Source organism: Pseudomonadota bacterium, assembly GCA_039033415.1.
Taxonomy (GTDB): domain Bacteria; phylum Pseudomonadota; class Gammaproteobacteria; order Xanthomonadales; family SZUA-38; genus JANQOZ01.
On the sequence record JBCCCR010000031.1, the window covers coordinates 57,210 to 79,889 of the forward strand.

Below are 22,680 nucleotides of genomic sequence, written 5' to 3' on the forward strand. Positions count from 1 at the left end.
GCGGTACGCTAGAGCTTCGGCGGCTCGCTGATCCGCGGACTCTCCCAGCTTCCCGTGGCGGTCACCCGCCGATAAAACCTTCTCAGATGACGCCCGATCCGGCCTGTGGTGCTCGACGGCAGTACGACGCTGGCCAGCAGCGCCGGCAGCGCTCGAAACAGCCAGAGTTGAGTGTGTCCCAGGATGCACGCCATGCCCCGAAAGTGTTTGGCGCAAAACCGGTGGTGGGAAATGGTCACCTCGGCTCGTGTCATGGCGCGAAGCTCCGCGCTGCTCCGGCTTGCCCCACCGTGGTGGTGGATAATCGAGAAATCGTTGAGCAGCCGGCAGCTGATGCCGGCATCACGCGAACGCCGACACAGGTCGACGTCTTCTGAGTACATAAAAAACTGCTCATCCCAGCCGCCGACCAGGTCGAACGTGCCCCGAGGGATCATCAGGAACGAGCCGGAGACCCAGTCCAAGCGACCCTCAACTCGACGGCCGGGCATGTGCCTCAGAACGCTGAGGGCGAGGCGTCCCGGCCCGCCCAGGCCCCACCAGGGGGCAAAGTCCCCGCCGACTTTGCGCGGCGAGCCGTCTTCGCCCTGCTGCGTGACTGTGGTAATTTGTGACTTTTCGCCCGCGGTCCGCCAGACGTCTGCAATGGCCTGGTCACGATCGATGCAGTCGGGGTTAAGAAACAGCAGGCATTGACCGGTCGCGCTCCGGGCGCCGAGGTTGCAGCCGCCGGCAAAACCTCGGTTGGCGCCGTTCTCAACCCACTGGACCCACGGGTAGGCGGCGCTGAACTGGTCGAGCTCACCGTCGTCCGAACGGTTGTCAACGACAATGATTTCGGTCTTTGGTGATTCGGTTGCGAGATAGCGCAGGGAATCGAGACATTCGCGCAGATGCCGCCAGGCGCGAAAATTCACGATGATCACCGACAGGTCCACAGCGATGGCGCTTAGGGTCGGTTAACGCATTTGATGATGATGCCGGTCTGATCGTCATCCGCCGGCAGCTGATCCAAAAACCGGGTCACGGCGCCGTCGATGGCGTCGAGGATCTGCTGCGCGTTCTTTTGCGCATTCACCCGGATCAGTTGCTCGATCCGCGGCAGGCCAAACCGTTCGCCGTCGCTGGCTTTGGTCTCGAAGGCACCGTCCGAGATGATCGCCATGATGTCGCCCGGCTCGAGCTGGATGGTGCTCGACTCAGGCGTCACGTCGGGAAGGACGCCGAGCGGCGGCGCATCGGCTTCCATCACCTCGAAGGTTCCACTGGCCGCTCGGTAGCACAGGATCGGCGCCTGTCCGGCGCTAAACACCTGGAGCCGACCGCTACCGGGAAACAGAACGCCCATCCACGCGGTAACAAATCGCCCGCCGTGCGAGTCAGCGACCAGCTGTTCGTTCATCTGCGCGGCGATTTCCTCCATCGGCCGGCCGAGGCGAACCCCCATACGAAATAGCGACCGAACCTCTGCAGCCGTAAGGGCAGGCCCCATCCCGTGCCCGGTGGCGTCCGACAGGATGACGTAGACCTCGTCGGGATGATGTTGCGCGAGCTGGGCCTGGCCGTCGTTGCGTCGAACGCCAATGACGTCATAGGTGTCGCCGCCCGTGGCGTCTGCGGGCCGGCTGCCCGCGGCGATCTGGAAGCCCGCGACCCGCGGAAACTCCTGCGGGAAGGTCTTCTGCTGTATCTGACGCGCCAGCTGCAGGTCGTCTTCCAGCTTCAGCAGGTTGGCAAGACCCGTGCGCATAACCTCATGGGCCTGGGCCAGGTTGTTAACCTCCCGCAGCGAGGAACGGATGGTGTCACGTTCGTCCAGGTTGCCCTGGCTGATCTGCAGGCTCTGGTCAGCCAGCCGGGAAATGGGGCCGCTGTAGCGTTGCGACAGCGAGATCGCGCGATAGACCGCAAATGCCACCACTGCCAGGACCACGCTCAGTACGAGCAGCCGCAGCTGCTGGATCCCGCCGAGCATCTCGCCTTCCGGCACCAGCACGCCGGTAAAAATCTCCTGGCTCTCGTTCAGGGGAATCCACTTGGCCTGTCCCCACCAATAGCGGCCCTCAGACCGGAATCGCACCGGGGTGATTTCGACAGCGGAGTCTGCTGCGCCCCCGGGCTGGAATGCGATCGAGGCGTCGGTTGCGAGCGCAAGCCCCAGCTCGGGCGGACGCTTGAGGTACGCCCGCTCCCGAGCGTTCTGCGAGGCGAACTGCGGCAGGTTGGGTAGGCCAATGATCTTGCCGTCCTGGTCGGTGACCAGCACAAGGCCGCGATAGCCAACGTCGAAGCTCCGGGTGAATTCGGAGATATCCTCCAGCAGCACGTCCAGGGCTACCACCCAGGTTCGACCCTCCGGGCCGACGATACGCGCTGAGGCGGTGATGCCAGGCACACCGGAGCCGATGAACTGGTAGGACTCCGTCCAGCGGATTTCCCCGGGTGGCGCCTCCATGGCGTTGCGAAACCAGGGCCTGGAGGAGGGGTCGAACTGGTAGTTGATCGGCTGCCAGCTGGCGTTGTGAGTCTCCAGTTCCAGAGTTCGGGACGGGACGCCGCCGTTGCCGTCGACGAGATTGAGCGCCCAGATATCGCTGCGCCGGTTCACCTGCAGCAGCCGATTGTCGGGGTCGACGACCAGGGCACCGTACAGCTGCGGGGAAGCCATCAGCAGCGGCCACACGAGATTGCGCGCGCCGTCCCCCGATTCTGGCGTGATAAGTCCCTCCCTTGACCAGTGCTGCAGCAGGGTTTGGGCATGGCGGACCGGGGTCATAAATTGCGCCACCTGCGCCTCGGTGCGGTCGATCGTCTGGCCGATAAGAATCCTCGACAGGCTCTGGGTGAGCTGATTGGCGCCGACGAAGGTGGTGATCAGCACCGCTACGCCCACCAGTAGCACCAGCAGGAGCATGTTGTTGAGCAGACTTTGGCGAATCGAGGTCTGACGGACGTCAGCTGCCATCATCACCAACCATTTCGATTTCGTCGACGCCGAGGTAGGCGCCTGCCGCGACTAGCACCGCATCGATCAGCGGTTCTACCTTGTCGCTGAAGAGCGCCGCATGGTCAACGCCTTCGGTCCAGCCGTAGATGCTGTGGCGCAGGAAGTCCGCCGTATGCGCCCGGCCGATGAGGTCGTCGGTGACCCGCTGCATCTCGCTAGGGGTTGGGGTGACCTGCAACGCTTCGAAGAGGTCGGCCAGCGCGTTAAACACGGGCGCCGCGGCGGCGTCCAGGCCAAACTCTTCGGGCTCGTAGGCCACCTTGACGGCGCCCGGATCGGCCCACAGGCGAAAGCTCACTTTCTGCAGTGAGTGGTACAGCGGTTCCTCCGAGATCACGAACAACAGAAAGTTTCGGCTGTTGGCGGTCAACGTTGCCAGCGGATAAGACCACTGGGAGGTGCGGACAAACGTGTTGAGGCGGATGTGGTGGCGAAAGTCCGCGAGCTGCAGCTGATCGATGATCAGGATCGTCGGCTCAGCCTCGCTGTAGGCGCACGCTTCCGAGACCACCCGGTCAAAGGCGCTGAGCGGTGCCTGCTCCTCATCCGGCTCAGGCTCCAGCAGGGGTTCATTCTGCGAAAAGTCGTGATAGAGCACGTGCGGATACTCCAGCGCACCCGCCAGCGCGTTAGCAAACGCCGTCTTGCGTCGCTGCAGTTCACCCTCGATGTTCAGGCAGCGCAAGGTGCGGCCCGGAGCATTCAAAAAGCAGCGCATCTGGTACTCGTAGTCGTCATTCGACTCGAATCCAAATTCACTCATCAGGCGACGCAGGTTGGGCATGTACGGTTCATCAAAGATCAGACGACTCATTATACCCGGGCGACCTAGCGCCGGTGGGCCGCTGAGTCAGCTAGATGGCATCGATTGTCACTCCGCTTGGATGTGCATCGGTCCCCTAAGCCCCACTAGGTCTCTCGACACCTGTCGCCGCGAGCCGTCCTTTGCAATAATTGCTGGATGACTTCCCATTGCTCGCTTTCTCAGCGGCGGCGCCTGGCCCTGCTGCTGATCCTTTTCCTGTTGCCTGCGGTCTCTCAAGCGCTGGAGCTTGAGCCCTGCCGAATCTTCGATACCAGCGGTGTCCAGTCACAAGACGCTGAGTGCGGGACGCTGACGGTGGCGGAGAACCCCCAGCGCCCTGAGGGTGCTACCGTCGACCTGTTTGTGGCCCGGATTCCGGCGAGGGCCCCCACGCCGTCGGGCGACCCGCTGGTCGTGATTCAGGGTGGCCCCGGGGGATCGTCGGTTGAGCTCTACGTGAGCATGGCGGCCGCTTTTCAGTCGGTACGAAAATCTCGCGATATTCTGCTGGTCGATCAGCGGGGCACCGGACGCTCCAACGCACTGCGCTGCGAGATTCCCGAAGATTCGGCGCTGGAGTTCGATCCGGAGCTGGCCGCACAGTTTAGCCGCGAGTGCCGCGAGTCGCTGCCCGGCAATCCGCAGTTCTACACCACCAGCGTGGCGGTACAGGATCTGGAGGCCGTTCGGGCCGAGCTGGGTTTTCCCGCTTACAACCTCTATGGGGTCTCCTACGGCACCCGCGTGGCGCTTCACTATCTGCGCCGCTTTCCCGACCGCACCCGCAGTGTGATCATCGACGGCGTGGCGCCGCCACAGTGGTCGCTGGGCCCGGATATCGCGCGCTTCGGTCAAAACACGCTGAACGACATCCTGGAACGCTGCAGTGCAGCCCCCTCCTGCAATGACCGCTTCGGCGACCTTGAGGTCAAGCTGTCGGTGCTGCGCTCGCGGCTGGACGAGGCCCCGCAGCCGGTGGACCTCGCTCACCCCGTCACCGGACGAGCAGAGACGATGATGCTGACAAGCCAGCACGTGGTGATGGCCATCCGGATGATGAGCTACCAGCGCGAGTCCCAGGCCCTCATTCCTCTGCTGATTCACGAAGGCTACGCCGGCAACCTGCAGCCTCTGGCGGCGCAGTCGCTGATGGTGGGCGAATCGCTCCAGAACGCGCTGGCGATGGGGATGCACAACGCTGTGGTTTGCACCGAGGACATGCCGTTTGTCGAAGACTTTGACGACAGCCAGCTGCGCGATACCTACATGGGGCCGCTGCAGATGGCCTCGCTGCGGGCATTCTGCCGGGACTGGCCGAAGGGTGTGCTGGACGACGATTTTAAGCAGCCGCTGAGCTCGGATGTACCGACGCTTGTGCTGTCGGGGCAGTTCGATCCGGTGACCCCTCCGGCCAACGGGGAGCTGGCGGCCCAGACGCTGAGCAACCAGAAAACCATCGTGGCTCCCGGTCACGGTCACGGCGTTGCCATGCGGGGCTGCATGCCGCGTCTACTCGGGACCTTCGTCGAAACCGCCGACCCCAACGCGGTCGACGAGAGCTGTGTCGAGCGCATGGGGCCGCTTTCCTTCTTTGAGGGCTTTACGGGGCCCACGCCATGATCCAGGTCAATGACGTTGCCAAAAGTTTTGGCAAGGTGCAGGCGGTCAGCAACGTCTCCTTCGAGGCGCCCGACGGCGCCATCACGGGGCTGCTGGGGCCCAACGGGGCCGGCAAGTCCACCACGCTGCGGATCCTCTACACGGTGCTCAGGCCGGACCAGGGGAGCGCGAGCGTCGATGGCCACGACGTGGTTACGGATTCGCTGGCGGCCCGCAGCGCCACCGGGGCGCTGCCGCATGGGTCGGGTCCTTACCCGAGGCTGACCGCTCGCGAAAACGTGCGGTACTACGGCCAGCTCAACGGGATGTCCGGATCCACGCTGGAGCGGCGGATCGACGAATTGGCGGACATGCTCGAGATGAATGACTTTCTTGAGCGTCGCACCAAAGGGTTCTCCCAGGGCCAGCGGACCAAGGTCGCGCTGGCCCGCGCGCTGGTGCACTCCCCCCGCAACGTGATTTTGGATGAACCGACCAACGGTCTCGACGTGATGGCCACCCGGGCACTGCGGGAGCTGATTCGCAAGCTTAGGGACGCGGGGCACTGCGTGCTGTTTTCGTCTCACGTGATGCAGGAGGTGGCAGCGCTTTGCGACGAGATTGTCATCATCGGGCGAGGTGAGGTTGTGGCCTCCGGGTCGCCCGGCCAGCTCCGCGACCAGACCGGCGAGGCAAACCTGGAGGATGCCTTCGTTAAAGCCATCGGATCGGTGGAGGGCCTGGAATGAGCGCACTGCAAACCGTTTTCTTTAAAGAGGTTCGCGACAACATCCGTGATCGGCGCACGGTGTTGTCCGCGCTGGGCATGGCTATCCTGGCTCCGGCGCTGTTTATGGGGCTCATGTCGTTTGTCCTGGAAACTACGGTCAGCGACGTGGAAAAGTCGATCAGTTTGCCGGTGGTCGGCATGGAGCTGGCCCCGAACATGATGGCGTTTCTGCGCCAAAACAACATCGATCCGATTGCCGGGCCCGAGAACCCTGACGCCGCCGTCAGCAATCGTGACTACGGCGTGGTGCTGGTGATCCCTGAAAACTTTGGGGAGAGTCTCAAGGCGGGGATGCCGGCACCGCTGCGGCTGGTCTACGACAGCTCGCGAACCAAAGACTCAGAGCGCGACTATCGGCGAGTCCGCGACGTGTTGAGGGCCTACAACTCCGTACTGGCCGGGTTGCGGCTACAAATCCGTGGCATCAGCCCCACCGTGGTCCAGCCACTGGCGATCAACGTCAGCAACGTCGCTTCCCCCTCAGCTCAGGCGATTTCGGTCCTCGGCGTCATTCCTTACTTCGTCATTTTCTCGATGTTCATGGGCGGGTTTTATCTCGCGATCGATACGACGGCCGGCGAGCGGGAGCAGGGCTCCCTCGAGCCGCTGCTGGCCCAGCCGGTGGCGCGCGCGTCGCTGGCCCTGGGCAAGCTGCTGGCAACGGCGCTGTTTTCGGCCGTCACGTTATTGCTGGTGCTGCTCGCCTTTTCTTTTGCGATCGATCTGGTGCCTCTTGAGAAGGTTGGCATGTCGGTGGAGTTCGGGCTTTCCAAGGTGTTGAGACTGTTCGCCACGCTGTGGCCACTGTCCCTGCTGGCTGCCGCATTTATGATGGTGGTGGCGTCGTTTACCAAGAGCTTTAAGGAGGCTCAGACCTACCTTACGGTGGTGATCTTAGTCCCGACGCTGCCGCTGATGCTGGTGGCGTTCCTCGCGCCGGAGGCGACGGCAACCACCATGGCCATTCCGTCGTTCAGTCAGGCGCTGATCATCACCGAGGGCATCAAAGGCGAGTGGGTATCCCTGCCGCTCACCCTGCTCTCTATGGTGACGACGCTGGTTGTCGGGGCGGCGCTCGCGTTTCTGGCCGTCAAGCTGTACCAACGAGAAGGCATTCTCTAGGCCGTCCGCGGACCCACCAAAAAAAGGGCCCAGCCAAATGGCTGGGCCCTAAAAAAGGGTACAAATTCCTGTTTCCGGTCAGCGCTGATTTTCGAGGGGAGGCTCTCAGCGCCTGTCTGCACCCCCTGCGCTGATTATTTTCGGCGCGGGTGCCAGGAACTTTAGTGCGCCGCTTCTTCGCTACTCCTTGAGCTTGAGCTCAAGCTGACCGTCGCGGACCTCCAGATACTCGATACCGGCGGCGACCGAATTCCAGAATCCCGGATCCCCGCCAAACTCACCGATCAGATCAACGTTCTTGAGGTTGCCCAGCCAGGCGTTGGGCAGCGGCACGCCCATGAGGCTGACGCCACGAAGAATCGCAACCGGCCGACCTCCGCGAAAGGCAACCTCCAGGCCGGCATTGACCCGAAGGGTTTTGCCTCCAAGCACCGGAAAGTCCGGATCCAGCGGGATCAGCAGCCGGGCGCTGGCCAGGTCGTCTGCCAGATCAATAGCGAGGCGCTGCGCCATATCCGTGTTGCTGGCCAGCAGCGCATTGAGCTCGCGTTCGGAAAACGATACCTCGCGGCTTGCGCCCGCCTCGGAGTATTTTTCGGGCTCGAGGCGACCACCCGGCTCGATGCCACCCGGTTCAACGGCGTTGGCTAGCGCGTCATCCCTGGCCAGCTCCGCCGAGAAGCCTAAGCGCTCGATCTTCTCTTCCAGCTGAACCTGCTCGCGCTCGCTGAGCGCTACCGGCTCAAACTGGCGCGGGAACACGTAGCGCCAGACCACCGCGGTGGTAATCGCCACGGTCACCAGCATGACCAGGGCGCTGATCCCAAGGACCTGCAGCCCGCTAAAGCCTTTCTTCTTTTCCGTGCCTGCGGGAGCCCCGCTGGACGGTCCCGGCTGATCGTCGATATTTGGTTCGCTCATGGTGCGGAGCCTAACGCAGGCAACACGCTGTCGTCGACCGGTGCTTGAAAGGCGCGGTTGGCGGACCGACCTAAGGCAGATGAATAAGAACTCCGATGAGCTCGTCGACCTGCAGTCTCGCGTAGCGTTTCAGGAAAATACGCTGAATCAGCTGGACGCGGTGGTGGTGACGCAGCAGAAGCAGATCGACAAACTGGAGCGGGCAGTGGCGGTACTCGCGCAGCGACTGGGATCACTGGAACAGACGTCCGGGCTGGTCGACGGCGCGGACGATCAGCCCCCGCCGCACTATTGATGCGTGCCGTGGCCGTTGATCAGTGAAGCGAAGCGCGCCAGGGCAGGCGGGTGACGATCTCTGATTCAGCCTCCATCAGCTCCTGAAGCCTCGGGTAGATGTCGTCCCCATAAAGCTTCCGAGCCATATCGGCAAACTGGTGGCCGTGTTTGGTTTCCGCAGCCCACAGCTCGTGGTAAAACGCCTTGAGCTCCGGGTCGGTAAGCGCTTTTGCGATTATGCCGAAACGCTCTGCGCCACGGCATTCGATGACCGAAGAGATCAGCAGACGGTCGATAAACCGTTCCTCGCGCCCGTGGCGCATAAGCTTCTGCAGCTCGCCGACGTAAGGGTCGGGTTCATCGCTGATCAGGCTCACGCCGCGGCGCCGCATGAGGTCATAAACCTGCTGAAAATGCACCAGCTCCTCGCGGGCCAGCTCGATCAGGGCTGGGATAATCGGCTCTCGGTCGGGATACTTCACCACCAGGCTCATGGCGAGCGCGGAAGCCTTGCGCTCGCAGTTTGCGTGGTCAGCGAGGAACTCGTCAAAGTTGTCCAGCACCACCTGCACCCAGTCCGGGTCGGTGGCGGTGACAAGATCAATGGAACGTCGGGTCATGATGCAATTTGATTTCTGGCTGGATCGCGCGGCGCGGCAGCGTCGCGAGCGGGCAAACCGGTATTTTAGCAGGCATGGGCTGGATCTGATCAAAGGTAATGACCCCGCTCTTGCCAGCCCGGTTCCCGACGACCTGGGAATCATTGTGGTGATTCCCGCGCTGGCCGAGCCGGAGCTGGCGGCAACGCTGACCAGCCTGCAGCGCTGTGAGCTGCCGGACTGCACCGTTGAGATCCTGGTGTTGATCAATCACGCCGAGTCCGCTGACGAGAAGCAACGATTGGTGAACCGGCAGACGCTGCAAAAGGGTCAAAACCGCGGTCCGCAGCGAATCCAGGAGCATTTTGTGCTCTGCGGGGATCTGCCCGAGCGTCATGCCGGCGTGGGGCTGGCTCGGAAACTCGGCCTAGACGCCGCGCTCACCCGGCTGCTGGCGTCCCGGAGCGGGGAGGGAATCTTGCTGTGCCTCGATGCCGACTGTCTGGTGGATCGCAACTATTTGTGCGCCGTCCGGCAGCACTTTGAGGCTGATCCCGATTGTCAGGGCGCCAGCCTATATTTTGAGCATTCGCTGGATGATGCGGCGAACCGTGAGGCGATCGCGGGCTATGAGCTGCACCTTCGCTATTTTGTCCAGGGGCTGCGACATGCTGGTATGCCACACGTGTTTCACACGGTAGGTTCATGCATGGCGGTCCGATCCGATGCCTATATGGATCAGGGTGGGATGAACCGGCGCCAGGCCGGCGAGGACTACTATTTCGTCCAGAAGCTGGCGGAGACCGGGTCGTTTTCCGATCTGACGGACACTGCGGTGCAGCCGTCAGCGCGACGCTCCTGGCGGGTGCCCTTCGGCACGGGACGAGCGATGGCGGCGCAGGACGAGGGCGAGTGGCACACCTATGCCCCGGAGGTTTTCGATGATCTCGCCGTCTGGCTCGCGCGCATTCCGGCTTACTATGACGAAGACCGCGGTGGGCTCGATAAGACGCTGCCCGCGAGCGTGCAGGCTTTTCTCGCCGGGGCCGGCTGGCCGGAGCGTCTGGCCGAAATCCAGGCGCATACCGCAAGCCGGGCGGCATTCCAGCGGCGCGTGCTGCGCTGGTTCAACAACTTTGCGGCCATGAAGCTGATCCATCAGGCGACCGCGGAGCGCTACCCGAAGGTGCCGGTCGGTCAGGCGGCAGCGCAGCTGCTCCAACGACTGGGTGTCGAGATGCCTGCTGACATGGGATCTAGCCCGGTCGAGACGCTGCTCACCGTTTACCGCGGACTGTGCCGCGGTGGGCTGCTAGTCAAGACAGTCGGCCGGCGTTAGGTCAGCGCGGGCCAGCTCGAGCGAGGCCAGCTGGTTGATGATACTGCGAAGCTCCGCGGGGTCGATCGATGGATCTGAGGTCCACCGTGTGAGGTTCCGCCACTGGGCTACCTGCGCCGGCGCCAGCTGATAATAGTCGGCGATCTGCTGCTCCAGATCCGGCTGTGATCGCGCCTGCGACACCGCCTGGTAATAGGTTTCCACCAGCGCCCGCACGAGCTCTGGCCGGGATTCCAGCAGCCTTTGGGAGGCGCACAGGCAGAACGGTGGCCATGGTGTCGGACAGGTGTCCAGGCGACGCATGTGTCCGGCGTCGACGCTGGGCTGGGTCGTGAACTGTTCCCACATAAACAGATCGGCGCGGCCCTCCGAGAAGGCTTTGGCGGCACCGGGAAGATTGTTCACCACCACAAACGAGTGACCGCCCCAGCGTTCTTCCAACGATCGCTGCTGCATCAGCACGTGGGCCATCAGGTGCGAGCCTGAGCCGAAGCGGCTGATGGCAATGCGAGGGTCGATGAGAGCAGCCAGCTCTTCGGCAGGTTCGTTGGGCGGTACGTGGACACCCCAGATCAGGGGGGTACTGACCGTCCAGCCGAGGATGCTCAGCTCGGCGCCGCCGCTGATGGCCGCCACGGCACCTTCGCTTAGGAGCACCGCCAGATCGAGCGAATCATCTGTGAGGTCGGCCACCATGGCGCCGGTGCCGGTGGAATAGTCCTGCCACCGCAGGTCGATCCCGGCTTCGGCAAACATTCCCAGGCGTCGACCCAGGTGCCATGGAAAATTGAAGTGTTCGGGTACACCGCCGATCCGGAGCGTTTCACCCGTCATGCCGGCACTTCCGCAGGACCTGAGTCCGCTCGGATTTCCCGCGCCAGCTCTTCCAGAAAAAGGCGCATCGCGCGGGTGCGCCGCTTCGCTTCCCGCCGTCCTGCCTCGGTCTGCATCGTATGGCTGAGCTTCAGCAGCTTCTGGTAAAAATGATCGACGCTGAACTGGCGGTCGTGCGGGCTGCGCTCTTCACAAAACGGATCGTCAGCGCTATAGAGCTCCGATCCGAGCGCCCCGCCGACGGTAAAACAGCGGGCGATGCCGATCGCCCCGATAGCGTCGAGCCGGTCGGCGTCCTGCACGACCTGCGCCTCCAGCGTTCTGGGTTTGATCGCTGCGGTGAAGCTGTGGGCCTCGATGGCGTGGGCGATGGCGTCGTGGTCGTGGACCGGCCAATGTAGATCAGCCAGCAGCTCACGCGCCCGGTTCGCGGCCATCGTGGATGCTTCTGCTCGCTGGGGCGAGTTCTTGGGCAGCGTGATGCAGTCGTGGAGCCAGGCGGCGGGCAAAACCACATCCATGTTGGCGCCTTCGGCGATACCGAGGCGGGTGGCATTGGCCACAACTCGTTCGATGTGCTGCAGGTCGTGGGCCGGGTCGGTTGCGGTCAGCTCGCTGACGAGCTGACGAAATGGACGACTGTCAAAGGTCACAGTTTTGAAAGTTTTTCGCGTTGCTGTAAGGAAAGACAGCGCGCTTTATCGCATAATGCGCCCGGACCGCCAAATTTGCCGCCACGCCGTGGCTCGAGTAAGCGTATGAAACGATCCGGTTTAACGACATTGATCCTGCTGCTAACGCTGGCGGGCGTTGGTGCTGCGCAGGCTGCAGGCGACAGCATATTTATCTTTGATCTCAAGAAAGCTGATAAAGATCAATTAGATAAGTCAGATAACTCGAAAGCGCCTGATGACGCGGAAGACGACGATGCGCCGAAGACTGAGTCGCCCGACGCCGAGGACAACCCCAAATCCAAAGACCGTCCGACCTGAGGTCGAGGCCCGCCGGGCCGGCGTAGCCCGGCCACTTTTGCGCTCAGCCGCTGAGATCTGCCTCAGTTTCCCGAACCTGCTGTTCCAGCTGTTCGATCAGCGCCGGCGTCCAGTCGACATCGGGCCAAATGGTCATAAAACGACTGACCGCAGGGACGGTGTTAAGCGATGGCGGCACAAAAGTGGTTTCGACCGACTTCTTCAGCAGCAGGTCGGCAACCAGCATCAGATCGGTGTATGACTTCTTCTCGTCGCTGACGTAGTGCCACTGCCGGTAGTTCCGAACCGCGTCAATCAGCCACTCGTCAAAGCCCCAGTTGGTGAGCATCATTACGCCGACCTGCCGGCCGTATTGCTCCAGAACTTCGTTGATCATCTGCGGGCTTTCGTTCAGGTTCACCCGCTCCGCTACCGCGCGGATCAGGGGCAGGGCGCCGATGTTGGACAGCAGTCCCGCGAGCAGCGCGCGGTCGGCGTTCTGGCGCGTGACTTCGCGGGAGATCACCGCACAGGTTGCGCCGAGCCGGGCAGAGCGCACCCAGACCTCTCGCAACGCGTCGCGCAGCGCCGGCGAGCGGCTTCGAAACAACTGACGCAGGCAGTAGGTGGTGACGACGTTGACCAGGCTGCCGGTGCCCATCCGATTGATTGCGCTGGCCAGATCGCCGGCCTTGTGGCGCGCGGCAAAAGCGGGGCTGTTGGCGAGTTTCAAGAGATATGACGCAACGCCGGGATCCGTCTGAATGATTCGCGAGATCGTTTCGAAACCCGAATTCGGGTCGCTGACGGCCGATCGCAGCTGCAGCGCCAGGTGCGGCAGACTGGGCAGGGGCACCTTGCCGGTCTGAATTTCGTGGAAAATCTGGCTGTAGAACCCCGCCGTACTGTTCCGGGGCTTTGAAAGAGGGCTCTGCGGCGCGCTGCGATGAGTGGTGGCTGTCACTGGGCTCTGCCTGGTTGCGAAAACACTCTTAGTGTTATCGGCGGCTAAGCCCAGGGGTTTAGCGGAACGGAGTCCGGGGTTGGGGCGGAGAAAACAGGTAGCAAAAGACCTGGCTGCCCGCCGAGAGCGGGCAGCGGAGAGAGCCTACAAGAAACCGCGGCTGCCGGGCGGTTAGCGAAAACGCCCGGCAGCCGATGCAGACTTCAGACTGCGACGACCTCGTCAGCCTGCGGGCCTTTTTGGCCCTGAACCACATTAAACTCTACGCGCTGGTTTTCGTGCAGCGTGCGCCGGCCAGTGCCAACGATCGCACGGTAGTGAACGAATACATCGGGACCACTTTCACGGCTGATAAAGCCATAACCTTTTTCGTCGTTGAACCACTTGACGGTTCCGGTTTCCTTAGACATTTACAAAAAACTCTTGGTGAATAAAAAATGCCACCTCACGGGTGGATGGTGCTGATCGTAAAACCGGTGAATCGGGCGGCAGATAGTGGTTGTCGCAATTCGGTCGATCTTATGAACGGCCGTTTCATTGTAAGCAACCGAATCAGGGGGTTCCAGTGATTATTGCCCTATGGCTCATCGAACGCAGCGGCGGGTGTCCGCAGTAACTTGAGCCTCCCAGAGCGTCATCCCAGGTCTTGGTTAGCCTGAACGGTCACCTGTAGGTCCGCCGCCAGCCCCTCGAGTTCACCGATCAGCTGCTCACCATCCAGACCATCTGGTAGCCGCAGCTGGGCAGCGGCCCGAAAGAGCGGTGCGCCCGACATGGAGCCAGCCTCGCGGTGGGTATCCAGCCGTTCCACGTTGACGCCATGTTCGGCCAACGACTCACTGAGCTGGCTGACAATCCCGGGCCGGTCGCTGCCCAGAAGCTCGAGGTGATACAGCGTGCCGCCCGCCTCGGGACGGGGCGTAGCGCCGGTGCAGCGGGCGTCGATACCCTGGGTCTCCAGGGCTTTCAGGCCGTCGCAGAGGCTCGCCTCAAGACTCTCGGGGATCGATACGAGCACAACGCCAGCAAAATGCCCCGCCAGCCGGGCGAGTGAGGCATCAAGCCAGTTGCCGTCATGTTGACTGATGACCTGAGCCAGCTGATCGATGACGCCGGGCCGGTCACTGGCAGTCAGGGTGATGACCATCTGATGGGAACGCGTCATGTTGCGGGTCACTACGGTAAAAAGCGGTCAAGAAGTGTAGCGCGGCGGCGCCCCTGGACCCAGCGTTTCGGTGCGCTGGGTTTCAGGGGTGTGGGCGCCGGCTCTTGAGGAGGGCTAGATCGAACGCAGTTTGGAGGGTGCTCTGAGATCTTCGTCGATGTTGAACTCCGGCGAGGTGACGTATGCCTCTAGTCGACGCAGCCGGTACTCAAGATTCCGCATGCGGTGGCGCAGTTCACCGAAGGTTGCTGACGGCGCCAGGTGCACGGAGCGAACAAACGCCTGCTCTTCTGCATCTTCGTAGAGCGTCTCCGGCTCCATGGGGATTCGCAGAGTGGCCACAATGTAGCTGAGCACCATAAGCGGCAGCAGTGGCGACAGCATCGGCAGCACGGCGAGGAGTCGCACCCAAAACACCGGCACGCCGAGATGATTGGCGATACCGGCACAGATACCGGCGATCCAGCGCCGGCTTGGGTCGCGGTAGAGGCGGCGCGAAGGACCGCCGGGGCGATGACTCTGACGGCGTGTTCGACGGCGCCTCACGAATGAACGCCTCGCCAGCCCGGTGACTGGTCATCCAAGATCCTTTCGAGCGTGTGGATACGGTCTTCCATCTTCTTTGCGCTGTCCCAGATTTCCGACATCATGCTTTCGTCTTCCGGGGTCAGGCCTTTGGAAGAGCGGGCTTTGCTGACGTAGTGGCTGATGATCCAGATCGGGGCCACGACCGTCAGAAATAGAATCGCTAGCGTTTCTCCCATCTCGGTTTACTCCTTGTCCGCTTTTTTCGCCTTGGAATCTGCACCCGACACCTTGGCCTTCAGCGCGTCGAGCTCACGATTGATGTCGTCACCGCGCTCGAGCTCCATGATTTCGTCGGAGAGCGTCTTGTTGCGGCCCATGTCCAGCGCCTCAGCCTCCGACTCCACGCGATCGATCTTTCGCTCGGCGTGTTCGAACCGATGCAGCACCTCGTCGATGCGTGAATCGTGAATTTGGCTGCGGGCCTTGAGCTGCGTCTGTGCCGCCTTGTGGCGCATGGTGAGTGCACGCTGGCGGTCCTTGGCGTCACCGAGCTTGGCCTGGAGCTTGCTGATGTCTTCGTTGAGTTTCTGGAGGTGTTCATTGACTGCGTCCAAGTCTTTCTGCAGCGCTTCAGCGCGTCCCGCGACCCGCGACTTTTCCACCAGTGCGGCTTTTGCCAGGTCCTCACGACCGCGCGAGAGCGCAAGCTCAGCCTTCTGCTCCCAGTCCAGCGACTCCTGGTCCAGATAGGTCAGCGCGCGGGTCCGCTCTTTTTTGTCGGCGATCGCCTTGGCGGCGGCTGAGCGGACCTCCACGAGGGTGTCCTCCATCTCCTGGATCATGAGCCGGACAATTTTTTCCGGATCTTCGGCCTTATCCAGCACCGCGTTGATGTTGGCGTTGATGATATCTGTCAGTCGGGTAAAGATGCCCACGTGCTGATCACTCCGGTTATTACAGTCGGTCAGGATCTATACAGGTTTTGTGCCAAATTTGACGTTTTGCTCTAAGCGTCTAAATTTACAGGGAAAATCACGTAATCTACCGCGGCCGCGGGAGGGAACCTGTGGGTCCATCTGTGGTCTGTTTAGCTAACAGTTGGGGTATTACCCCGATTCTACAGCGTCAGCGTTGCGGCAGACGGGTTGAGCACCTCCACAGGGTGCTTTGAAGGGCAGGCCGGGTTCAGTAGAATGTCGCTCCTTTCAGCGCCTGTCCAAGCAGCAGGCTGACATTTTTGCTTGTCGGTAGGTCCGGCAAACACAATCGTTCGGAGAATAAAAATGAAGCTAGGTTTCTCAGCGCGGCTGACCGCGCGGCTGGCGCTCGTTTCAGCAGCAATGTTTGCAATGCCGCTGGCGCTGGCACAGGAAACGCAGCCCATCGATAAAGACAAGATGAGCTATTCCATCGGCTATCAGTTCGGTAGCGATCTCAAGCAGCGCAATCTCGATGTCAGCGTCGACACCGTGATCGAGGCGATTCGTACCGCGCTGGACAGCGGCGAGCCGCGGGTCAACGAGCAGGAGATGGTCACGCTGCTCAAGCGCCTGGAACAAGAGTTCCGCGCTGAACAGCTGGAGAAATTCAAGGCGCTGGCCGATGAAAACAAGGTCAAAAGCGAGGAGTTTTTGTCCGACAACAAGGGCAAGAAGAACATTGTTGAGATGTCCAGCGGCGTTCAGTATCGCGTGATCGAAGAGGGTGACGGCACCCGCCCAACCATGGAGAGCGAGGTGATTGTTCACTATCGATCCTCGACCATGTCCGGGCTGGAATACGACAGCTCTTTCGCCCGTGGTGAGCCCGTCAACTTCAAGGTGAACCAGGTGCTCAAAGGCTGGCAGGAAGTGCTGCCGCTCATGAAGCCCGGCGCCAAGTGGCAGGTGTTTGTGCCGCCGGAGCTCGGCTACGGTGTGCGCGGTCAGCCGCCGGTGGGCCCGAACGAAGTGTTGGTCTTCGACATCAATCTGGTTGAGGTCAAGAGCTGATTTTCATGAGCACCGATAAGGTTGACGCCGCCAACGCTGCGGCGCTGACCAGCCCCTGCGTGGGCATCTGCACGCTCGACGCCCAGTCGATCTGCCTGGGTTGCCAGCGCACCGCCGATGAAATCACCCGCTGGGCCGTGATGGAGGCGGCCGAGCGCGACGCGGTTCTGCAGCGGATAGAGGGTCTGGGGGCCGCCTGACGCGGCGCCGATTGGGGTTGATGCCAGCTGCTGCAGGACCGAGCTATCCACTACTGCGGGCGATCGCCCGCGTTCGTGCTGCCTTCGGGCACACGCCGTCGATGATCCTGCTGGGCGCAATCTATGAGAGTGGTGCGGTTGCCGGCCGCGGCATGGATCACGCAAACGACCTATACCTCAAGGCTGCTGAATTGGGCGACCGGCAGGCGATGTGGCATCTGGGCGTTAATCACCTTGCCAGCAAGGGTGGCAGCACCGACCACGCCAAGGCCCTCCACTGGCTCCACGAGGCGAGCGAGGCAGGTCACGCCATGGCTGGCTGGGCGCTGGGCAAGATGTACCTGAGCGGCAAGCTGGTCGAACAGGATCGGGAGCGGGGTTTGGACCTGCTCAAACAGTCTGCCGGGAGCGACTGTTCGGAGGCGATCAAAACGCTGGTCGAAATCTACCGGGAGGGGCGCTACGGCGTTTCACCTGATCCGGAACAGGCGGCCTACTGGGAAAATCCCGACCCGGTGGCGTCCTGAGTCGAGTCATCCGCCGCTGGACTCAAAAACCCTCACACAGCTGAGCGCAGCGCTAACGTCACTGGATACGCCGGTGGATGTTCCGGTGCTCGCTGATGATCACCCATTGACCGCCCTGGTGAGCCGCCCGCTGGTACCCGCGGCTGTCCTAGTGCCGCTGGTCTATCGGGACGGCTGGCACATTATTTTGACCCAAAGAACCGACAAACTGTCCAATCACGCTGGCCAGATCAGCTTTCCGGGCGGTCGGCGCGAGGAGGCCGACGTCTCGTACATCGACACGGCGTTGCGCGAGTCGCAGGAAGAGATCGGACTTGAGCGGGATCGGGTATCGCTGCTCGGATTCCTCGATGCGATACCGATCATCACCGGTTTCGGCGTTGTGCCGGTGGTCGGGGCAGTCCAGGGGACGCCTTCGCTGCAGCTCGATCCGGGGGAAGTGGCGGCAGCTTTTGAGGTGCCGCTGGATTTCCTGCTGAATTTGGGAAACTATCGTCTAGAGACCATGCATCGCGCCGGGCGCTCGGCCCGCATCCACGTGATTCAGTACGAGTCCTGGCGCATCTGGGGAGCTACGGCAGCCATGCTTCACAACCTTGCTGTGCGGGTTCAGACCCGGGGAGAGCAACAGTGAGCTCATCGAATCCATCGCCTCCATCGGAATCGGCGAGCAACACACCCGTTTTTGTCAGCCCGGCGTGGGCCATGGAGCTGGCGTCGCCGCCGCTGTGGCTCGACTGCCGTTTTCGGCTCGACGACCCGCACGCGGGTCGCCAGCTGTTTGCTGCCGGCCACATCGCCGGCGCTCGCTTTGCAGACCTGGACCAGGACCTCGCCGATCATTCGGGGGGGCGGGGACGCCACCCGCTGCCCGCGCCGGAGGATTTCGCTCAACGTTGCCAGGCGTGGGGTGTGGGTGCGGGGCCGGTGGTGGTCTATGACGATGTGAGTGGGGCCATGGCGGCGCGCGCCTGGTGGATGCTGCGCTGGCTGGGTCACGACCAGGTTTACATCCTCGATGGTGGCCTGGCGGCCTGGGAGGCTGCTGGCGGCGCAATGTCCACCGATGAGGCCGGGCCGGTCGAGGCAAGCGACACACCGGGGCCTTTCTCGGGTTCGATGCCGATGGTGACCGAGCAGCAGGTCCAGGCCCTGATCAACGGGAATGAGGCCGCCGTCGAGGGGGGACTGATGCTGCTGGATGCCCGAGCCGCCGATCGTTTTCGCGGCGAGCAGGAGCCGATCGATCCAATCGCTGGCCACGTGCCCGGGGCTGTGAACCGACCGTTTGCTGACAGCCTGGCAGACGAGAGGCTGGCCGATGAGGTAGCGCTGCGAGCGCTATGGCAGGACACGCTGGGGAACGTTGCCCCCGATCAGGTGACCCATATGTGCGGTTCCGGTGTGACCGCGTGCTTCAACCTGGCGTGCATGGAGCACCTCGGGCTGACGGGCTCTAGGCTTTACGTCGGCTCGTGGAGCGAGTGGATTGCCAACCCGGACAATCCCCTAGCCGGCGGGTGAGCGGCGGTGCTTGACGACGCCATTCGCCAGGCGGCGCGGAGCGCAATTGAGTCTCGCTTCATGCTGAGGGATGAGGAGCTCGACAGTCAGCTATCGAAGCTGGCGCAGGCGGCGGCGAGTCACCAGGACGCCGATGATTTTGCCAAGGTAGCGGTGCGTCTTCGCCTGGCCTGCGAACACGATCTTTTTGAACGTGCCCACATTGTCTGGATGGCCCTGAAGCGCGCCCATCAGGACATCGACAACACCCAGACGCCGCGGCTGCTCAAAGACTTGTGCCAGGATCTGCACCTGTTTATGAAAGATGCGAGCGTGAACCTCGCCAACCAGATCGGGCGCTACAGCGAACCACTGGCGCCGGCGTTTCGGGGGCCGGACCCGCTGGATGCCGCCTGGCTGAGGCGACTGCTGCGGCTCGCCGAAGAGCGCCAGCTCAAGGCGATGGAGAGTTACGTGAACAGCCGCCGGAGCAGCCTGCGCCGCCGTTGAGTCAGCACCCTACCACTCGTAGCGAACCGTGTAGCGGACGGTTTCAACCTGTTCAGCGTCGACGTCAACCGCAAAAACGATGGTCGCCGCGTCGGGTTGGCTGAACTCGTGGCTCTGGTTGGTCAGGCGCCAGTTGGACCAGCGAAGCATCGACTCTTTCACGACAATGGTGGCCGGCTCCTGCTTCTGATTGCGCAGCTCAACCTCGATGGTTTCCTCCATCCACCGCTCACCAGCGCTCCAGCGAAAATCGGCCTGGCGTCGTTCGCCTTTGACGTCAAACGCGTTGCCCAGGGCAATGGCTAGCGATTCGTTGCGCGGGGTGTGATCGATGACGTCCTCGCCGATAAATTCCAGATTGCCGTCATTGGGGTTGCGCTGGGAAACGCGCACCCGTCCGGCTGGCAGCGGCAGGCCCAGCTGATTGTCTTCGGCGTTGACGAACTGAAGCTCAACCGCCACGTCGCCGCGCAGGGGCAGCGGATGGCTGGCTTTGGTAAACGGCACGGAAAACACGCCGTATGGCCGGTAGCCCGCGGTGAACAGCAGCTGCTTTTGACATTCGACCCCAACGGCGGTCGGGAAGAGCTCAAGCTGCTTTAGCGAGCGATCGGGGAGGTCGGCCGGCCGCCCGAGCGTATACAGGTGGTATTCGAAAAAGGCTTGCTCCTGGAAGCCAGCGTCCGCCTGGGTCATTTCCGCCATGTTGCGACGAATGGCCGTGGGCTGGACCGGGGTGGCTTTGGGTGCGCGATTGACGTCGCCGGCGATGAGCTTCAGCCGAGCGCTGTCGAAGCTCCCGCCGGACTGGTTGACGATGCTGACCCAGGCCTGGAGATCCAGCTGACATCCGCTGCGTTCGTCCAGCAGCAGGTTGTAGTCTGCCCACCAGGTCATGCCGGAGGTCTCATAGCTGACCTCAACTTCATGGTCCCCGGGCTGGTCGGTGGCAACTTGCCACTGCAGAGTGGGTCGGGTAATCAGCCCGCCAGGAAGATCGGGGAAGGTGATGTTGCCCACCTCTGCCAGACTCACCAGGCGGCCGTCAGCCAGCTGCAGGACAACGCTGGTGCCCTGACTGGTCATCAGCGTGCCACTGTAGGTCTCAACCTCGGAGCCCAGCACGTTTTTCAGCGTGAGCTCCTGCCCGAGGAACTGTTCGAGCATCCGGGCGGTGCTGACCAGATCGTAGCGGTAGTTTTGCTCGATAACCCGAGTACTGTCGGGAAAGCTCAATGACTTGAATGCGACCGTTGTCGGGTCGATGGCGGACGCGACGTCTGTGAACGCGACCGACGGCTCGCTGAGGTCCATCGTGCGAACGGTTCGGACAACGGCGTAGCCGGGGACTTCGGCGCGATAGCCACCCTGATCGCTGAAGGCGGCAGGGTCTATGGCGCCGGGCCTGGCCTTGCTGTAGACGGTGATGCTGTGTTGGGTCATGGCGGGACGATCCGTTGCGCCGGCTGGCGGGTTGTCTGTCGGCTGCGCCTGCACAATTTCGGTGCTCAGCGCAGCGGCAGCAAGTACAATGACAAGGCGTTCAAGCACGGCGGCCTCCGTGGTCGCAAGAGCGCAAAGACCCAACCTTGGCGCAATCGAACAAAAGATGCAAAACCACACAAACGCAAGTTTATTGAGCCCGCTTTGGGCCGCGAAAAGGACGGTCGTCGTCCTGCTGACGAGTCTGCTTTTAGCCAGCTGCACAGAGGGTGGTGCGCCCCTTGAGGTGGCCGACGCTTATGTCCGGCAGCCTCCGCCGGGCATGAAAATGACGGCAGCCTTCGCCACGTTAAGCAATCCCGGCAACGATGCGGTGGTGCTGACAGGCGCGTCCAGCGAGGGCTTTAGCTCCGTGTCGATCCACGAGACTGCGCTGGTCGACGGCGTGGCGCGCATGCGGCCGGTGCCGCAGCTTGAGGTGGGGCCAGGAGAAACGGTTGTGCTCGAACCCGGTGGCCTGCATCTGATGCTGATGGGCGCCCAGGGACCGGTATCCGCCGATCAGACGGTCAGCGTCACGCTGCAGCTTGGTGACGGTGAACAGATGATCATCGAGATGCCGGTTCGCGCCCCGCGCTGAAATCCAAGGTTAACGACGAGGCAGGAGGGCCGCGGCCGGGTTCAGGTATCGCGCTGCTGGCGCGTCCATTGGCCGCCGCGGAAGACCTCCATCGGTTGAAAGCGGGTTTTGTAGTCCATCTTGGGATGCCCGTCGATCCAGTAGCCCAGAAACAGATAATGGGCCCGCAGCTCTCGCGCCAACCGCAGCTGTGACAGGATGGCAAACGTGCCGAGGCTGCGGCTCTTCAGCTCCGGCTCAAAAAAGGTATAGACCGCCGAAAGCCCGCTGCTCAGGCGGTCGGTCACCGCAATGCCCACCAGCTCCTCGCCGAGCCGCATTTCCATAAAAAAGGTGCGGCTCCACTGGCTGAGCAGGAAGTTTTCGAAGTCTTCGCGAGACGGGTTGTCCATGCCACCGGACGGGTGGCGCGCGGTCAGATAGCGGCGATAGAGCCCGAAGATCTCGGTGGTAAAGCGGGCCGGGGACTGGGTCACCCGGAGGTCCTGGTTTGCCGCAGCGACCCGGCGCTGATTGCGACTTGGCTTGAAGTCCGGCACCGGAATTCGGGTGGCGATACAGGCGTTGCAGGTCTCGCAATGGGGCCGAAAGATCAGAGCACCCGCACGACGAAAACCGCTCGCCGTCAGGGAGTCGTAGATAACGTCAAGATGTTCGGCACCCGGATCGACCACCAGATTGCGGGTGAAGCGGTCGCTGTAGTACCCGCAGCGGTGTTTAACCGTTTGCAGAACTCGAATGGTCGAGTGATCTCTCATGTCTTGCTGATCTTCAAACTGGCTGCTTCCTTGCCAATTTTCTCCCGCCCCCCGGCGGATCTTCTTCGACCCTATGTTAGCAGTGCACGCCAGCAAACGTTAAGGCGGGCTTTATAACCATCCGACGGCTGTGTAGGAACTGGCTGTGCGCTGGCCATTCCCGCTGCGTTGTACAGGGGTATATGTGA

At 62.3% G+C, this 22,680-nt stretch carries 28 protein-coding genes; 13 read left to right on the plus strand and 15 right to left on the minus strand.

The genetic code is table 11. The annotated features are described in order from the left end of the window. Nucleotides 1–8: 8 nt before the first annotated feature. Genes AAF358_21655 through AAF358_21665 form a run of 3 tightly spaced genes read right to left on the minus strand, consistent with a single transcriptional unit; the run spans nt 9 to nt 3,821 of the window. Nucleotides 9–938: a glycosyltransferase family 2 protein gene (locus AAF358_21655; GenBank protein ID MEM7708174.1), complete on the minus strand. Its 930-nt coding sequence runs from the start codon at nt 936–938 to the stop codon at nt 9–11. Nucleotides 939–949: 11 nt separating this feature from the next. Continuing rightward, nucleotides 950–2,968, minus strand: a complete 2,019-nt coding sequence (locus tag AAF358_21660) for a SpoIIE family protein phosphatase (protein ID MEM7708175.1) — start codon at nt 2,966–2,968, stop codon at nt 950–952. Then, on the minus strand, nt 2,955–3,821 hold the full coding sequence (locus AAF358_21665; GenBank protein ID MEM7708176.1) for a hypothetical protein: 867 nt from the start codon (nt 3,819–3,821) through the stop codon (nt 2,955–2,957). The genes AAF358_21660 and AAF358_21665 overlap by 14 nt, the downstream gene beginning before the upstream one ends. 147 nt (nt 3,822–3,968) lie before the next feature. Between AAF358_21665 and AAF358_21670 the strand changes: the two genes are divergently transcribed. From AAF358_21670 to AAF358_21680, 3 genes are read left to right on the plus strand one after another with little or no spacing between them, the layout of a single operon-like run. Continuing rightward, a complete protein-coding gene (locus AAF358_21670; protein ID MEM7708177.1) occupies nt 3,969–5,432 on the plus strand; it encodes an alpha/beta fold hydrolase in 1,464 nt (487 codons plus the stop codon). Then, nucleotides 5,429–6,160 (plus strand): ATP-binding cassette domain-containing protein, encoded by a 732-nt coding sequence (locus AAF358_21675; protein ID MEM7708178.1) that lies wholly within the window; start codon nt 5,429–5,431, stop codon nt 6,158–6,160. Before AAF358_21670 ends, AAF358_21675 begins: the two co-directional genes overlap by 4 nt. Further along, a complete protein-coding gene (locus tag AAF358_21680) occupies nt 6,157–7,323 on the plus strand; it encodes an ABC transporter permease (GenBank protein MEM7708179.1) in 1,167 nt (388 codons plus the stop codon). Before AAF358_21675 ends, AAF358_21680 begins: the two co-directional genes overlap by 4 nt. A 180-nt stretch (nt 7,324–7,503) precedes the next feature. On the opposite strand, the gene AAF358_21685 is transcribed toward AAF358_21680, so the two are convergent. Further along, the gene (locus AAF358_21685) at nt 7,504–8,244 is read right to left on the minus strand and encodes an arginine N-succinyltransferase (GenBank protein MEM7708180.1); all 741 of its coding nucleotides are present in this window, start codon (nt 8,242–8,244) and stop codon (nt 7,504–7,506) included. A 79-nt stretch (nt 8,245–8,323) separates the two neighbouring features. On the opposite strand from AAF358_21685, the gene AAF358_21690 reads away from it, so the two are divergent. Then, the gene (locus AAF358_21690; protein ID MEM7708181.1) at nt 8,324–8,539 is read left to right on the plus strand and encodes a SlyX family protein; all 216 of its coding nucleotides are present in this window, start codon (nt 8,324–8,326) and stop codon (nt 8,537–8,539) included. A 19-nt stretch (nt 8,540–8,558) separates the two neighbouring features. On the opposite strand, the gene AAF358_21695 is transcribed toward AAF358_21690, so the two are convergent. After that, nucleotides 8,559–9,140, minus strand: coding sequence for a tRNA-(ms[2]io[6]A)-hydroxylase (locus AAF358_21695; protein MEM7708182.1), 582 nt, complete (start codon nt 9,138–9,140; stop codon nt 8,559–8,561). Here AAF358_21695 and AAF358_21700 point away from each other — a divergent pair. Further along, nucleotides 9,139–10,458: a glycosyltransferase family 2 protein gene (locus AAF358_21700; protein MEM7708183.1), complete on the plus strand. Its 1,320-nt coding sequence runs from the start codon at nt 9,139–9,141 to the stop codon at nt 10,456–10,458. The genes AAF358_21695 and AAF358_21700 overlap by 2 nt on opposite strands. On the opposite strand, the gene AAF358_21705 is transcribed toward AAF358_21700, so the two are convergent. Both AAF358_21705 and AAF358_21710 read right to left on the minus strand, forming a co-directional pair. After that, on the minus strand, nt 10,432–11,292 hold the full coding sequence (locus AAF358_21705; GenBank protein MEM7708184.1) for an ABC transporter substrate-binding protein: 861 nt from the start codon (nt 11,290–11,292) through the stop codon (nt 10,432–10,434). The two genes, AAF358_21700 and AAF358_21705, sit on opposite strands and share 27 nt — an antisense overlap. Beyond that, nucleotides 11,289–11,945: an HD domain-containing protein gene (locus AAF358_21710; GenBank protein MEM7708185.1), complete on the minus strand. Its 657-nt coding sequence runs from the start codon at nt 11,943–11,945 to the stop codon at nt 11,289–11,291. The genes AAF358_21705 and AAF358_21710 overlap by 4 nt, the downstream gene beginning before the upstream one ends. Before the next feature lie 105 nt (nt 11,946–12,050). Here AAF358_21710 and AAF358_21715 point away from each other — a divergent pair, with 105 nt between their 5' ends. Further along, nucleotides 12,051–12,284 (plus strand): hypothetical protein, encoded by a 234-nt coding sequence (locus AAF358_21715; GenBank protein ID MEM7708186.1) that lies wholly within the window; start codon nt 12,051–12,053, stop codon nt 12,282–12,284. 43 nt (nt 12,285–12,327) lie between these two features. Here AAF358_21715 and AAF358_21720 read toward each other — a convergent pair whose 3' ends face one another. The 6 genes from AAF358_21720 to pspA all read right to left on the minus strand — a co-directional run bounded on the left by AAF358_21720 (nt 12,328) and on the right by pspA (nt 15,855). Beyond that, nucleotides 12,328–13,227, minus strand: coding sequence for an HDOD domain-containing protein (locus AAF358_21720; GenBank protein ID MEM7708187.1), 900 nt, complete (start codon nt 13,225–13,227; stop codon nt 12,328–12,330). Between the two features lie 203 nt (nt 13,228–13,430). Further along, the gene (locus tag AAF358_21725) at nt 13,431–13,637 is read right to left on the minus strand and encodes a cold-shock protein (GenBank protein MEM7708188.1); all 207 of its coding nucleotides are present in this window, start codon (nt 13,635–13,637) and stop codon (nt 13,431–13,433) included. A gap of 224 nt (nt 13,638–13,861) precedes the next feature. Beyond that, nucleotides 13,862–14,392 carry an ACT domain-containing protein gene (locus tag AAF358_21730; GenBank protein MEM7708189.1) on the minus strand — a complete coding sequence of 177 codons (531 nt, stop codon included), beginning with the start codon at nt 14,390–14,392 and terminating at the stop codon, nt 13,862–13,864. A gap of 114 nt (nt 14,393–14,506) precedes the next feature. After that, nucleotides 14,507–14,938 (minus strand): envelope stress response membrane protein PspC, encoded by a 432-nt coding sequence (gene pspC / locus AAF358_21735; GenBank protein MEM7708190.1) that lies wholly within the window; start codon nt 14,936–14,938, stop codon nt 14,507–14,509. After that, a complete protein-coding gene (gene pspB / locus AAF358_21740) occupies nt 14,935–15,156 on the minus strand; it encodes an envelope stress response membrane protein PspB (protein MEM7708191.1) in 222 nt (73 codons plus the stop codon). The genes pspC and pspB overlap by 4 nt, the downstream gene beginning before the upstream one ends. Nucleotides 15,157–15,162: 6 nt before the next feature. Next, nucleotides 15,163–15,855: a phage shock protein PspA gene (gene pspA / locus AAF358_21745; GenBank protein MEM7708192.1), complete on the minus strand. Its 693-nt coding sequence runs from the start codon at nt 15,853–15,855 to the stop codon at nt 15,163–15,165. Between the two features lie 348 nt (nt 15,856–16,203). Here pspA and AAF358_21750 point away from each other — a divergent pair, with 348 nt between their 5' ends. From AAF358_21750 to AAF358_21775, 6 genes are all read left to right on the plus strand, one after another. After that, entirely contained in the window at nt 16,204–16,911 is a 708-nt protein-coding gene (locus AAF358_21750) for an FKBP-type peptidyl-prolyl cis-trans isomerase (GenBank protein ID MEM7708193.1), read from the plus strand. A gap of 5 nt (nt 16,912–16,916) precedes the next feature. Further along, nucleotides 16,917–17,111, plus strand: a complete 195-nt coding sequence (locus AAF358_21755; protein ID MEM7708194.1) for a DUF1289 domain-containing protein — start codon at nt 16,917–16,919, stop codon at nt 17,109–17,111. Between the two features lie 20 nt (nt 17,112–17,131). After that, on the plus strand, nt 17,132–17,638 hold the full coding sequence (locus AAF358_21760; protein MEM7708195.1) for a tetratricopeptide repeat protein: 507 nt from the start codon (nt 17,132–17,134) through the stop codon (nt 17,636–17,638). Nucleotides 17,639–17,711: 73 nt separating this feature from the next. Then, on the plus strand, nt 17,712–18,272 hold the full coding sequence (locus AAF358_21765) for a CoA pyrophosphatase (GenBank protein ID MEM7708196.1): 561 nt from the start codon (nt 17,712–17,714) through the stop codon (nt 18,270–18,272). After that, nucleotides 18,269–19,162: a sulfurtransferase gene (locus tag AAF358_21770; GenBank protein ID MEM7708197.1), complete on the plus strand. Its 894-nt coding sequence runs from the start codon at nt 18,269–18,271 to the stop codon at nt 19,160–19,162. Before AAF358_21765 ends, AAF358_21770 begins: the two co-directional genes overlap by 4 nt. Nucleotides 19,163–19,168: 6 nt before the next feature. Continuing rightward, nucleotides 19,169–19,651: a hypothetical protein gene (locus AAF358_21775; GenBank protein MEM7708198.1), complete on the plus strand. Its 483-nt coding sequence runs from the start codon at nt 19,169–19,171 to the stop codon at nt 19,649–19,651. Nucleotides 19,652–19,660: 9 nt separating this feature from the next. Here AAF358_21775 and AAF358_21780 read toward each other — a convergent pair whose 3' ends face one another. Continuing rightward, on the minus strand, nt 19,661–21,202 hold the full coding sequence (locus AAF358_21780) for a DUF4139 domain-containing protein (protein ID MEM7708199.1): 1,542 nt from the start codon (nt 21,200–21,202) through the stop codon (nt 19,661–19,663). A gap of 58 nt (nt 21,203–21,260) precedes the next feature. On the opposite strand from AAF358_21780, the gene AAF358_21785 reads away from it, so the two are divergent. Beyond that, nucleotides 21,261–21,734: a copper chaperone PCu(A)C gene (locus AAF358_21785; protein ID MEM7708200.1), complete on the plus strand. Its 474-nt coding sequence runs from the start codon at nt 21,261–21,263 to the stop codon at nt 21,732–21,734. A 41-nt stretch (nt 21,735–21,775) separates the two neighbouring features. On the opposite strand, the gene AAF358_21790 is transcribed toward AAF358_21785, so the two are convergent. Then, nucleotides 21,776–22,492: an arginyltransferase gene (locus tag AAF358_21790; protein MEM7708201.1), complete on the minus strand. Its 717-nt coding sequence runs from the start codon at nt 22,490–22,492 to the stop codon at nt 21,776–21,778. Nucleotides 22,493–22,680 lie beyond the last annotated feature (188 nt).